Raw genomic sequence first — 12,634 nt, 5'->3', positions numbered from 1 at the left:
TTAACCGGAATGCCTACAAGAAAACAACCCGGCAGCCGGTAACAGGGGAACGTAAAGCAATGGTGATAGAAACCGGTAACAGGAACTGGCTGGTGGGCAATCCCGGCCGTCCCGCGCAATTTGCGGCACTTTGGGTCGGCACCTGCGGCCTGCTCATTCTCGGTCTGCAGCCGATCCTGCTCGGCGCGCTCCTCGAGGAGCAGCGCGTCAGCTTCGATCAGCTGGCGCTTGCCGCGACGGTTGAAATGCTGGCGATCGGCCTCGGCTCGATCATGACGGCCTTCCTGATCGGCGGCCGCGCGCTTCGCGTGAAGGCGGCGGTTATCCTCGCGCTCGCAGCACTCTTCGACCATCTGACCGCTGCCGCCATGACGCCGGCGATGATCATCCTCTGGCGCGGGCTTGCCGGCCTCGCCCAAGGCGCGCTCGTCGCCTTCGCGGTTGAACTGATCGCCCGCTCCAGGAATGCCGGACGCTTCGGCGGCTATTTCGTCTCGCTGCAGACGATCGTGCAGGCGCTTCTGGCGATCCCGCTGGCGCTTGTCATCGTACCGCGCCTCGGCTCCTTCGGCGGCTTCGAAACGCTGGCCGTCGTCTCGCTCGCGTCGATCGCCGCGGCCCTGTTCCTGCCGGGCGCCTATGGCGAACTGCCGAAGTCGGAAAGTGGGGGCGCCAGCGGGGTGTTTCGTGCCCGGCCGCTGCTGGCGCTCGCCAGCATCCTGTTCTTCTACATGTTCCTCGGCTCGATCTGGGCCTTTCTCGAGCCGCTGGGCGCCGATGCCGGCATTCCGGCGTCCGTCGTCGGCCTTATGGTGTCGGCAAGCCTCGGCGCGCAGATCGTCGGCGCGCTGGCCGCGACCTTCATCGAGAACCGCCTGCGGTTCCGGCCCGTGCTGGTCGCCGCCAGCCTCATCGGTTTCGCCGTCGCCATGGTCATCGCGGAGAAGCCGTCGCTCGGCATCTTCTGGCTGGTGACAATGCTGACCGGCCTCATCTGGCTGTTCGTCGTTCCCTTCCAGATCCGCCTGACCATCGATGCGGATGAGACGCGGCAGACCGCGCTTCTCGTCCCGGCGGCGCAGCTGACGGGGGCGGCGCTCGGGCCGGCCGGCGCTTCGGTCTTCGCCGATGCCGGCGCTTCGACACCGGTCGCCTGGTTTGCCGCCGTCTGCGCGCTCCTGTCGGTGGCCGCAGTCGTTCTCTCCGTCATGGGCGACCGTCCCGCAACCGCGCAGACCTGGAAGGCGCGATGATGGCGCAGACCCCGGCAGCACGCATCTGGAACAACTGGTCCGGCGCCGTGACGGCCCGCCCGCAATCGGTCGAGGCGCCGCGGAACGAAGACGATCTCGGCGCATCCATTCAAGCGGCTCCGGGTCCGCTCAGGATCATCGGCTCCGGTCATTCCTTCACGCCGCTGGTTGCCAGCGAGGGAACGATCCTCGACATGTCGGCCTTTTCCGGCCTGCTGGCGCACGACGCCGCGCAGTCGACGGCAACGGTCGGCGCCGGCACGAAACTGTCGCAGCTGACCGGCCTCCTGGCCGGCATCGGCCAGGCGCTTCCCAACATGGGCGATATCGACAAGCAGGCGATCGCCGGCGCGCTCGGCACCGCCACCCATGGTTCCGGTCTGTCGCTTGGTGCCTATCACACGCTGCTGCGCTCGATCCGCTTTGCCGACGGCCGCGGGGCGTTGCGCGAATACACCGCCGACCGTGACCAGGAGATGATCCACGCGACCGGCGTGACGCTCGGCGTCTTCGGTGCGCTGACGGCAGTCACGCTGCAGAACGTGCCGGCCTACCGCCTGCGCCGCCGCCGCACGGTCATTCCCGTCGGCGACATGCTGCGGGATTTCGAAAGCCTGATGTCGTCCCACCGCTCGGCCGAGCTTTTCATCATCCCCTTCGCCAGCCATGCGCTGCACCAGATGCTGAACCTCACTGACAAGCCTGGCGAATTCCAGGTCTCGGAGGAAGACGAGGACGGTCTGGCGACGCTGAAGCTGCTGCGCACCTTCCTCAAGCGTGTGCCGTGGCTGAGGCGCAAGCTGATCGGCTCGGCCATGGCGAAGCTCTCCGACGAGGAATTTTCCGGCGAATGGATGAAGGTCTACGTGACCGACCGGAAGACCAAGTTCAACGAGATGGAGTATCATCTCCCCTTCGAGGAAGGGGCAAGGGCGCTCGCCGAGATCATCCGCCTGACCGAAAAGCAGTTCCCGGAGGTCTATTTCCCGATCGAGGTCAGGACCGTTCAGGCCGACGAGTTCTGGCTGAGCCCGTTCTATCGTCGCAAGACCTGCTCGATTGCCGTGCATCACGATGTCGGCGAGAGCCCGACGGCGTTCTTCCGCGCGGCGGAGACCGTCTTCCGCAAATATGGCGGCCGGCCGCATTGGGGGAAGATGCACAATCTGACCGCCGCCGACCTCGCCGCGATCTATCCGCGCTTCAAGGATGCGATGGAGGTTCGCCGCGACATCGATCCGGACAACCGCTTCGTCTCGCCCTACATCGCCCGCCTTCTCGGCGTCGGACGATGACGGACGCCGCGTATTTCGAGCGCCTTGGCACCGCCCTCCGCGAGGCGGGCATTTTCCGCCCGACGCTGGTTCTCGACCGCGACCGGCTGAACGGGAATATCGACGCGCTGCTGCGCGGCAAGCCTCGGGGGCTGCCGCTCCGGCTGGTCGACAAGTCGCTGCCGTCGATCCCGCTGCTGTCCCATCTGATGGCCAGGACCGGCACGACGCGGATCATGAGCTTCCATCTGCCGGTGTCCCTGGCTGTGCTGGAAGCTTTTCCGGACGCGGACATTCTCTACGGCAAGCCGCTGCCGGCGGATGCGCTGACGTCGCTGCTGTCGCAGGCCGGCGCGGACGAGGCCGAAAGGCTGGTCGCCCGCAGCGTATTCCTCGTAGATACTGTCGAGCGGCTCGATGCCTTTGCGTGGCTGGCGGCCGAGCGCAGAATGACCTTCCGCATCGCGCTAGAAGTCGATACCGGCATGCACCGGGGTGGGTTCGCGACGCCCGACGCGATCCGGCTCGCGGCGCAAAGGGTTGCGGGGCAGGGTGGTCTCAAGCTCGAAGGCCTGATGGCATATGAGGCGCATGTTCCGGAAATTCCGGGTCTGTTCGGCGGGCCAGCCGGCGAGGCACGCAAAGTTGCCGACCGCATCGCCGCCTTCGCCGCCGCCCTGCCGCCGGACTGCCGCGGCATCCTCAACACCGGCGGCAGCAAGACCGTGCTGGCGCTCGGGGACGCGGGCGCGGCCAACGAGATCTCCGTCGGCTCGGCCTTCGTCAAGCCGACGGATTTCGACATTCCCTCGCTTGCCGCCCTCAAGCCCGCGCTGTTCATCGCCACGCCGGCGCTGAAGGTTCTGGACACCCGGTTGCCGGGGCCGCTCGCGGTCACTCGCCTGCTGCAGGCCCTTCGGCTGTTTCCGAGAAAGGGCTGCTTTCTCTATGGCGGCAAATGGATGGCGAAGCCGGTCCATCCGGCCGGCATGAAGGAAAGTGGTATCTGGGGGCTTTCCTCCAATCAGCAGCTCATGGCGCTGCCGGACGACTGCCCCCTCGCGCCCGACGACTTCACCTTCTTCCGCCCGACGCAGAGCGAGGCGGTCATGCAGCAGTTCGGTCCGCTGGCCGTACTTTCCGGTGGACGGATCGAGGCGATGTGGCCGGTCCTGCCGCCGGGTTGAGTGCACCGGACGAGCGCGGGTCCGCGTCATGGTTGTATTAAAAATAAGCAAAAATCCATATTGACCGAAATTTAATCTGATCATATCGTCGTGGCCAACATAGGCACTGGACGCCACGGCAAGCGAGCCTCGATTTACGTTCCCCAGGAACGTGTCGGGGCTTTTGTCGTTTCTGGGCCTGCTGTTTTTGTCCTTCTTGTGAAAGTAAGCCGCTTGAGCACGCGTGACCTGATCCCCGTCTGTCTTCTCTACTCCTCGTCGGGGCCTTACGCGGCGTTGGGGCAGGAAGCCATCGACGGCGCGCTTGCGGCGATCGCGGAAGTCAATGCGGATGCCGGCTTTGCCTTCCGGCTGGAACCGGTCATCGCCGACCCGCGCGGCAGTGCCGAGAAATACGCGTCGCTTGCCGATGGCGCGATCCGCAATGCCAACTGCAGCCATGTCATCGGTACCATCACCTCCTGGAGCCGCAAGGAAGTGCTGCCGGTCGTCGAACGCCACGGCGCGCTGCTCTGGTACGCCTTTCCCTATGAGGGTTACGAGGCGAGCGACCAGGTCATCTATCTCGGCGCCTGCCCGAACCAGCACCTGCTGCCGCTCTTCGAATATGCCTTCCCGCGCTATGGCGGCCGGCCCTTCGTGATCGGCTCGAACTATATCTGGGGCTGGGAAATCGGCCGCATCGCCCGCGAATTCACCGAGGCCGCCGGCGGCGAGGTGCTCGCCGAACGCTACGTGCCGCTCGGTTCGGCGGAAGTCGAGCATCTGATCGCCGAGATCCGCGAGAAGAAGCCGGATTTCATCCTCAGCAATCTCGTCGGCCAGTCGTCGAATGCCTTCATCAAGGCCTACAGCGCGCTCGGTCGCCAGGACCCGCAATTCTCCCATTCCGTCCGCCCCGTGCTTTCCTGCAACATGACGGAAAGCGATCTCGCCGGGCTTGGCGAGGCCGCCGAGGGCCATATCACCACGTCGATCTACTTCGATGGACTGGACACGCCTGAAAACCGCGACTTCAAGGCGCGCATGGCCGGCCGTCACGGCGTCCGCACCATGGGCTCGCCCTATGTGTCCGCCTACATGGCCGTCTCCATCCTTGCCCAGACGATTGCCGATGCGGCGACCGACGACCCGCGCGCGATCCGCGAAATGGTGACGTCGCGGCTGTTTTCGACGCCGCTCGGCCCGCTGAAGATCGATCCGAAGACCCATCACGCTGCCCTGCGCCCGCTTCTCGGCAGGTCGAACGGCGGCTGCGAATTCGAGATCCTCGAAAGCGCTCCGGAGGCGGTGCCGGCCGATCCCTATCTGGTCTGCGCCGACGTGCAGTTTCCGCCGCTGATGGTCCGCAGCGAAGCGCCGGGCGACAGCCCCAGGCCGTCTCTCACGGTGGTCAAATGAACCAGCGCAAGAGACCCACGCTCGCCGGCTGGCACGCCGTCATTCTCCACCGCCCGCATCCGGCCGTCGATGCGCTGCAGCGCCAGCTTGAAGCCCTGCACATCCATGTCCGGGTCGTCTGGCCGCAATTGCTGGAGACGGATATCGAGGCGGATGTCGTGTTCTTCGATGCCGACATGGGCCATGACGGACAGTTTCCCTGGCCCGCCGGCCATGCGCCGATGCCGGTCATCGCGCTCATCGGCTCGGAAGCGCCGGGGCGGATCGAATGGGCACTGTCGCAGGGCTCGAATGCCCATCTCTTGAAGCCGATCGGCTCGACCGGCGCCTACAGTGCCCTGCTGATTGCCGCCCATGCCTATGAAAATGCCCGCGCCCAGGAAGACGATATCCGGTCGCTGGAAGGCCGGCTGCGCCAGCGCCCCGTGGTCGTGCGCGCCGTCGTCAAGCTGATGCAGGAATGCGGCGAGGACGAAGCCAGCGCCATGAAGCGCCTGCGCGCCTTCGCCATGACCTGGCGCATCACCGTCGAGGAAGCGGCGGAAGCCATCTGCAACAATGACGGGCGCACCCGCACGGGCGCCTGAGAAACATAAAAAGCACAGGAGACATCGTTCGTGTCAGTCGTTGAAGGTTATGCGCCCTACGGAGAATATAAGACCTGGTACCGGGTCACGGGAGACCTGAAATCCGGCAAGCCGCCGCTGATCGTCGCCCATGGCGGGCCCGGCTGCACGCACGACTATGTCGACAGCTTCAAGGATATCGCCGCGACCGGCCGTGCGGTCGTCCACTACGACCAGGTCGGCAACGGCAAGTCCACGCACCTGCCGGAAAAGGGCGGCGACTTCTGGACCGTAGAATTCTTCAAGAAGGAACTGCACAACCTCATCGATCACCTCGGCATCCGCGACGGCTACTGCCTGCTCGGCCAGTCCTGGGGCGGCATGCTGGGCGCCGAATTCTCCGTCGACCAGCCGGCCGGTCTCAAGGCGCTGGTGATCGCCAATTCGCCCGCCGCGATGAAAACCTGGATTTCGGAGGCCAATCGCCTGCGCGAGGAGCTTCCGGCCGACGTTCAGGCAGCGCTTCTGAAGCACGAACAGGCTGAAACCACCGACACCGCGGAATACAAGGCGGCGACCGACGTCTTCAACGAGCGCCATGTCTGCCGCGTCGTGCCGATGCCGCCCGAGGTCAAGCGCACCTTCGATGCGATCGACCAGGACCCGACCGTCTACCACACGATGAACGGCCCGAACGAATTCCACGTCATTGGCACCATGAAGGACTGGTCCATCGTCGGACGGCTTGGCACCATCAACGTGCCGGTGCTGCTGATTTCCGGCCGCTTCGACGAGGCGACGGAAGCCTGCGTCCAGCCCTATGCCGACGAGATTCCGGACGTGCGCTGGACCATTTTCGAACAGTCCAGCCACATGCCGCATGTGGAAGAACGGGAGGCCTGCATGGCCGTCGTCGGGGCGTTCCTCGACGAGAAGGCAGCATAATCACGAGCGCCGACAAGGCGCCGCGACGTTTCAACCGAGAAGCTCACGAACGACAAGGAACAGGGAACATGATGCACGACAGAAAATGGACTTCACTGAAAGGGGCGGGCCTCGTCGCCGTCGCTCTCCTCGCGCAGACCGCGCTCTACTCCGGCGCCCGCGCCGAAGACCGCGCCCAGCTGATGCAGGAGCATCGCGGCGGCACCATGACGCTGTCGGCCGTCTCCGCTGCCGGCACCGTCGATCCGATGATCAACTACACGGCGCAGTTCTGGCAGGTTTTCCAGATGACCTATGACGGTCTCCTGAAGTTCAAGCAGGCCGACCGCAAGGAAGGCTTCGAGATCGTACCGGATCTCGCCGAGGCGCTGCCCGAGCCCCAGGACGGCGGCAAGACCTACGTCTTCAAGCTGCGCAAGGGCATCAAGTTTTCGAACGGCAAGGAAGTCACTGCCTCCGACGTGGTCGCCTCGTTCCAGCGCATCTTCAAGATCAACGGCCCGACCTCCGGCAGCTTCTACAACAACATCGTCGGTGCCGACAAATGCCTGAAGGAGGGCGCGACCTGCACCCTCGAAGGCGGCATCGAGGGCGATGACGCGACCGGCACAGTGACCTTCCATCTGGTCGAGCCGGATTCGGAATTCTTCGACAAGCTCGCCGTCCCGCATGCGACCATCCTGCCGGCCGACACAGCTGCCAAGGATCTCGGCACCGAAGCGCCGGCCGGCACCGGCGCCTACATGATCGCCAGCTACGATCCGAACGACAAGATGGTGCTCAAGCGCAATCCGGAATTCAAGGAATGGAGCGTCGACGCCCAGCCGGACGGCTATCCGGACGAGATCGTCTACCGCTTCGGCATGACCGAGGAAGCCGCGATCAACGCCATCCAGAACGGCCAGGTCGACTGGATGTTCGACACCCCGCCGGCCGACCGTCTGCCGGAGCTCGGCACCAAGTATGCGAGCCAGGTCCACGTCAATCCGCTGGCCGCCTTCTGGTACGCGCCGATGAACACCAACCTGGCGCCGTTCGATGACGTCCGCGTCCGCCAGGCCGTCAACTATGCGATCGACCGCGACGCGCTGGTCGGCCTGTTCGGCGGCGACGTGCTCGCCCAGCCGGTCTGCCAGATCCTGCCGCCGGACTTCCCCGGCCATGTCGACAATTGCCTCTACACGCAGGACCCGGGTCCGGAATGGTCGGCACCCGACATGGAGAAGGCCAAGGAACTGGTCAAGGAATCCGGCACGGCCGGCCAGAAGGTCACCGTGATCGCCGAGGACAACGCCACCTCGCGCGCCATCGGCACCTACATCCAGAGCGTTCTGTCCGAACTCGGCTACGACGCGACGGTCAAGGCGATCTCGCCGAACATCCAGTTCACCTACATCCAGAACACCGAGAACAAGGTGCAGATCAGCGTTTCGCAGTGGTACATGGACTATCCGGCCGCTTCGAACTTCCTGAATGTGCTCCTGTCCTGCGCATCGTTTACGCCCGGCAGCGATTCCTCGATCAACATCGCCGGCTACTGCAACAAGGATCTGGATGCCAAGATGAAGGCCGCCATGGCCCAGTCGATCACCGATCCGGACGGCGCCAATGCCGAATGGGCGAAGATCGATACCGCCTTCATGGAACAGGCTCCGCTGGCGCCGCTGTTCACGCCGAAGAACGTCGACTTCACCTCGGCCCGCGTCGGCAACTTCATCTTCTCCAACCAGTTCCGCTGGGTGATCAGCCAGTCCTGGGTGAAGTAATTGAAACGGGAAACGCCCGGTCTTCGGGCGTTTCCCCTCTTTTGACCGCGAAGAAGGCCTCCGGGCCGGATGACAGGTCAATCTCGCAAGTCTCATCCCGATTTGCGAGCGGGCCAGTCCGGCTTCGGACCGGTCCTTAGAACAGCCGGCCCTTCAAGGAAGATACAGTGTCGCAAGCATCAGTCATGACTGACGATATGGAAGAAGGCGGACCCGCGGGCGCAGCCGTCAAAAGGGGCGGCCAAAGCCCCTGGCAAAGGGCCTGGCGCATCCTCAAGTCCGACCGCTCGGCCATCGCCGCCGCCCTCATCCTGCTCGTCATCATCCTCTCGAGCCTCGCAGCCCCCCTTTATGCGAGCCACGTTTCCGGCACCGATCCATTCCGCTCCAACTTGAGCGGCAAGATCATGATCGACGGCAAGCGCACGAAGATCATGCAGGCCTCAACGGAAGGGCTTGGGCTCGGCGTCACGCCGATCGGCCCGACATGGCGGGCGCAGTATCTTCTGGGCGCGGATGCTCAAGGCCGCGACGTCGCCGCCCGGCTGCTTTACGGCGGCCGCAATTCGCTGCTGATCGCCGGTTCCGCCACTGCCATCTGTCTTGTGCTCGCCGCGCTGGTCGGCATCTCGGCGGGCTTTTTCGGCGGCGTGACGGACATGGTCCTGTCGCGCATCCTGGACATTCTCTGGGCCTTCCCGGTCTACCTGCTGGCGATCTCGCTTTCCATCGTCCTGATCTCGCAAGGGATCTCCATCGGGCCGATTGAAATCACTTCCGGCAGCCTGCTTTTGCCGATCGGCATCATCGGCATCATCTACGTGCCCTATATCGCCCGGCCGATCCGCGGGCGCGTGCTGACGCTGAAGGGCAGCGAATTCGTGCTCGCGGCCAGGGGCCTCGGCATTCCGCGCTGGCGCATCCTTTTCAAGGACATCCTGCCGAACGTCACGACGACGCTTATCGTCTATATTCCCTTGATGATGGCTCTCAACATCGTTACCGAATCCGCGCTCTCCTTCCTGTCGATCGGCGTGCAGGCGCCGGATGCGAGCTGGGGCACCATCATCCAGGACGGCCAGACGCTGCTCTACAGTCGCCCGGTCGTGGCGCTTGCGCCCGGCCTCGCCATCGTCCTGACCGTGCTGGCCCTCAACGTCCTTGGCGACAGCGTGCGCGACGCGCTCGACCCCAAGACCAAGATCGGCTGAGGAGATCACCATGGCCATTGCTCTCCTCCAGCGCCTCCTGCAGATGATCTTCGTGATGTTCGGCATCTCGGCGCTGGTCTTCCTCATCTTCTTCGCCACGCCGGGCGCCGATCCGGCCGCCCGCATCGCCGGCCGCAATGCCGCGCAGGAAACCGTCGAGGCGATCCGCAAGGACTTCGGTTTCGACCGGCCGCTGCCGGTCCAGTACGCCATCATGATGAAGCGCCTGTTCGTTACCCAGGACCTGACCTCCTTCGTCAATCGCGGCTTGAAGGTCGTCCCGCAGGTGCTGTCGGCCGCACCCATCACGCTGTCGCTGGTCTTCGGCGCAGCGGTCTTGTGGGTGGTCGGCGGCATAACGGTCGGCGTCATCGCCGCCATGACGCGCGGCACCTTCATCGACCGGGGACTGATGGTGCTGGCGCTGATCGGCGTCTCCATGCCGGTCTTCTGGTTCGGCGAGATGATGAACCTCGTCTCGCAGAGCCGCTTCCACGACACCTGGCTGTTCTCCTGGGTGCCGGGCCTCGGCTACAAGCCGTTCTCCACCGACCCCTGGGGCTGGTTCAAGACGCTCGTCATTCCGTGGTTCACGCTCGCCGCGCTTTACATCGGCATCTACGGCCGCGTGCTGCGCGCCAATCTGGTCGAGGCCTATCAGGAGGATTTCATCCGCACGGCGCGGGCCAAGGGCCTCGGACCGATGCGCGTCATGCTCCGCCATGCCCTGCGCACCTCGCTCATCCCCTTCGTCACCATGTTCGGCCTCGACTTCGGCGTGCTGGTCGGCGGCGCGGCGCTGCTGACGGAGGTCGTCTTCGGCCTGAACGGCATCGGCCGGCTGACCTACCAGGCGCTGCTCAACCTCGACCTGCCGATGATTCTCGCGACCGTCATGTACGCCTCGTTCTTCGTGGTCGTCGCCAATGCGATCGTGGACATGGTCTATGTCCTCATCGATCCGCGGGTGAGGGGAGCCTGACACCATGACGAACAAGGACAATCCGGTGCTTCTCGACGTACAGGGCCTCTCGGTCTCGTTTGCCACCGATCGCGGCCGCGCCCGCGCCATCCAGGACGTCTCCTTCAAGGTCAGGGAAGGCGAGATCCTCTCGATCGTCGGCGAATCCGGCTCCGGCAAGTCGGTGACGCTGCTGTCGCTTCTCGGCCTGCACGATCCGCGCACGACCTTCGTCGACGGCGCCGTTTCCTTCCGCGGCAAGCGCATCCTGGAAATGAGCGAACGGGAAATGCGCCGGGTGCGCGGCAAGGAGATCGGCCTCATCTCGCAGGATCCGATGACGGCGCTGACCCCGGTCTACACGATTGGCTGGCAGATCGCCGAACAGATCCGCGCCCATGAGACCATATCGAAGCGCGCCGCGCGGCTGCGGGCGATCGAACTGCTCGGCGAGGTTGGTCTGGCCAATCCTGCGGAAGCCGTCGACCGCTATCCCCACCAGCTTTCCGGCGGCATGCGCCAGCGCGCCGTCATCGCCATGGCGCTTTCCTGCAATCCCAAGCTTCTGGTCGCCGACGAGCCGACCACAGCGCTCGACGTCACCGTTCAGGCGCAGGTGCTCGACCTTCTCCTGAAGCTGCGCAAGGATTTCGGCTCGGCGATCATTCTGATCACCCACGACATGGGCGTCGTTGCCGAAGTCGCCGACCGGGTGCACGTCATGTATGCCGGCCGCATCATCGAGCGCGGCACGACGGAGGAGGTGTTCTCCAACCCGATGCATCCCTACACCTGGGGCCTGCTCGCCTCCATTCCGCCGCTGACAGGCGCGCGCATGGACAAGCTGCCGGCGATCCCCGGCATGCCGCCGACGCCGGAGAACATTCCGCCGGGCTGCGGCTTCGAGCCGCGCTGTCGTTTCGCCCGGCCGGAATGCGCCGACCGGCCGCCGCTGCAGACCTCCGGCCAGCAGTCCGCGCTCTGCGTCCTGCAGTCGCCCGAACGCGAAGCGCTGCGCGCCTCCATCCTGTCCCTCGAGGAACCCGCATGACCCTGCATGCCGAAAAAGCGCCGTTGCTCTCCACGCGGTCGCTGACCAAGCACTTCACCGTCGGCAAGACGGTCATGCCGGGCTCCGGCCGGACGCTCTATGCGGTCGAGGACATCTCGCTCGACGTCTATCCGGGCGAGACGCTGGGACTGGTCGGCGAATCCGGCAGCGGCAAATCGACGCTCGGCCGCTGCCTCACGAGGCTCTACGACATCACCTCCGGCACGCTGACCTTCGATGGCGCGGACATCACCAGGGCCGGCGAGGGGGAGCTGAAACCGGCGCGGCGCAAGATGCAGATGATCTTCCAGGATCCGTCCGCCTCGCTCAATCCACGCCGCCGCGTGCGCGACATCATCGGCGAGGTGCTGGCGATCCACAAGCTCAGGCCACCGGGCGAGATCGAGGCAAGGCTTGCCGAACTGATGGACCTCGTCGGCCTGCGCCGCGAATATCTCGACCGCTACCCGCACGAGTTTTCCGGCGGCCAGCGCCAGCGCATCGGTATTGCCCGCGCGCTGGCCGTCGAACCGAAGCTGATTGTCGCCGACGAACCGGTCTCCGCGCTCGACGTCTCGGTGCAGGCGCAGATCGTCAATCTTTTCAGTGAATTGCGCGAACGGCTGAACCTCACCTATGTCTTCATCGCCCACGACCTCGCCGTCGTGCGCCATGTCTCGACCCGGGTGGCGGTGATGTATCTGGGCTCGATCGTCGAACTGGCGGATGCCGACGCGCTGTTTGCCGCGCCGCGCCATCCTTATACCCAGGCGCTGATCTCGGCGATCCCGCAGCCGAAGAACCGCGGCAAGCGCCAGCGCATCATCCTGACGGGCGAAATCCCGAGCCCGCTCGATCCGCCGAAGGGCTGCAAGTTCTCGCCGCGCTGTCCCTATGCGACGGACAAGTGCCGTCAGGAACGGCCGGTTCTCTCCGCGATCGACGGCAACCGCCGCGTCGCCTGTCACTATCCCCTGGCGGTCTCGTAACGGTCGGCAGGGGCCGAACCGGGAGAGGGT

11 protein-coding genes are annotated in these 12,634 nt (G+C 65.0%); all 11 read left to right on the top strand.

Annotation, left to right across the window (positions count from 1 at the left end; genetic code table 11):
- Positions 1 to 59: 59 nt before the first annotated feature.
- Positions 60 to 1,253: an MFS transporter gene (locus ACU5AZ_RS05375; protein ID WP_446824999.1), complete on the top strand. Its 1,194-nt coding sequence runs from the start codon at positions 60 to 62 to the stop codon at positions 1,251 to 1,253.
- Positions 1,250 to 2,548: a D-arabinono-1,4-lactone oxidase gene (locus tag ACU5AZ_RS05370; protein WP_446824998.1), complete on the top strand. Its 1,299-nt coding sequence runs from the start codon at positions 1,250 to 1,252 to the stop codon at positions 2,546 to 2,548. The genes ACU5AZ_RS05375 and ACU5AZ_RS05370 overlap by 4 nt, the downstream gene beginning before the upstream one ends.
- On the top strand, positions 2,545 to 3,714 hold the full coding sequence (locus ACU5AZ_RS05365; RefSeq protein WP_446824997.1) for an alanine racemase: 1,170 nt from the start codon (positions 2,545 to 2,547) through the stop codon (positions 3,712 to 3,714). The genes ACU5AZ_RS05370 and ACU5AZ_RS05365 overlap by 4 nt, the downstream gene beginning before the upstream one ends.
- A 213-nt stretch (positions 3,715 to 3,927) precedes the next feature.
- Entirely contained in the window at positions 3,928 to 5,115 is a 1,188-nt protein-coding gene (locus tag ACU5AZ_RS05360) for a transporter substrate-binding domain-containing protein (protein ID WP_446824996.1), read from the top strand.
- On the top strand, positions 5,112 to 5,702 hold the full coding sequence (locus ACU5AZ_RS05355; protein WP_446824995.1) for an ANTAR domain-containing response regulator: 591 nt from the start codon (positions 5,112 to 5,114) through the stop codon (positions 5,700 to 5,702). The genes ACU5AZ_RS05360 and ACU5AZ_RS05355 overlap by 4 nt, the downstream gene beginning before the upstream one ends.
- A gap of 30 nt (positions 5,703 to 5,732) precedes the next feature.
- Positions 5,733 to 6,626: a proline iminopeptidase-family hydrolase gene (locus tag ACU5AZ_RS05350; protein WP_446824994.1), complete on the top strand. Its 894-nt coding sequence runs from the start codon at positions 5,733 to 5,735 to the stop codon at positions 6,624 to 6,626.
- Between the two features lie 68 nt (positions 6,627 to 6,694).
- Positions 6,695 to 8,392 carry an ABC transporter substrate-binding protein gene (locus tag ACU5AZ_RS05345; protein WP_446824993.1) on the top strand — a complete coding sequence of 566 codons (1,698 nt, stop codon included), beginning with the start codon at positions 6,695 to 6,697 and terminating at the stop codon, positions 8,390 to 8,392.
- A 185-nt stretch (positions 8,393 to 8,577) separates the two neighbouring features.
- Positions 8,578 to 9,603, top strand: a complete 1,026-nt coding sequence (locus ACU5AZ_RS05340) for an ABC transporter permease (protein ID WP_446824992.1) — start codon at positions 8,578 to 8,580, stop codon at positions 9,601 to 9,603.
- Positions 9,604 to 9,613: 10 nt separating this feature from the next.
- Positions 9,614 to 10,585: an ABC transporter permease gene (locus ACU5AZ_RS05335; RefSeq protein WP_446824991.1), complete on the top strand. Its 972-nt coding sequence runs from the start codon at positions 9,614 to 9,616 to the stop codon at positions 10,583 to 10,585.
- Positions 10,586 to 10,589: 4 nt separating this feature from the next.
- Complete coding sequence (locus ACU5AZ_RS05330) at positions 10,590 to 11,615, top strand: ABC transporter ATP-binding protein (RefSeq protein WP_446824990.1); 1,026 nt, start codon at positions 10,590 to 10,592, stop codon at positions 11,613 to 11,615.
- Positions 11,612 to 12,604 (top strand): ABC transporter ATP-binding protein, encoded by a 993-nt coding sequence (locus ACU5AZ_RS05325; protein WP_446824989.1) that lies wholly within the window; start codon positions 11,612 to 11,614, stop codon positions 12,602 to 12,604. The genes ACU5AZ_RS05330 and ACU5AZ_RS05325 overlap by 4 nt, the downstream gene beginning before the upstream one ends.
- Positions 12,605 to 12,634 lie beyond the last annotated feature (30 nt).

The organism is Rhizobium sp. PAMB 3182, assembly GCF_052908355.1.
This window is presented reverse-complemented; position numbering and strand designations above follow the sequence as displayed.

Excerpts from the sequence above, each read along its gene's own strand:
- ACU5AZ_RS05375 (WP_446824999.1), top strand. The coding sequence starts at position 60 with ATGGTGATAGAAACCGGTAACAGGAACTGGCTGGTGGGCAATCCCGGC.
- ACU5AZ_RS05370 (WP_446824998.1), top strand. The coding sequence starts at position 1,250 with ATGATGGCGCAGACCCCGGCAGCACGCATCTGGAACAACTGGTCCGGC.
- ACU5AZ_RS05340 (WP_446824992.1), top strand. The coding sequence starts at position 8,578 with ATGACTGACGATATGGAAGAAGGCGGACCCGCGGGCGCAGCCGTCAAA.
- ACU5AZ_RS05365 (WP_446824997.1), top strand. The coding sequence starts at position 2,545 with ATGACGGACGCCGCGTATTTCGAGCGCCTTGGCACCGCCCTCCGCGAG.
- ACU5AZ_RS05325 (WP_446824989.1), top strand. The coding sequence starts at position 11,612 with ATGACCCTGCATGCCGAAAAAGCGCCGTTGCTCTCCACGCGGTCGCTG.
- ACU5AZ_RS05330 (WP_446824990.1), top strand. The coding sequence starts at position 10,590 with ATGACGAACAAGGACAATCCGGTGCTTCTCGACGTACAGGGCCTCTCG.
- ACU5AZ_RS05335 (WP_446824991.1), top strand. The coding sequence starts at position 9,614 with ATGGCCATTGCTCTCCTCCAGCGCCTCCTGCAGATGATCTTCGTGATG.
- ACU5AZ_RS05345 (WP_446824993.1), top strand. The coding sequence starts at position 6,695 with ATGATGCACGACAGAAAATGGACTTCACTGAAAGGGGCGGGCCTCGTC.
- ACU5AZ_RS05355 (WP_446824995.1), top strand. The coding sequence starts at position 5,112 with ATGAACCAGCGCAAGAGACCCACGCTCGCCGGCTGGCACGCCGTCATT.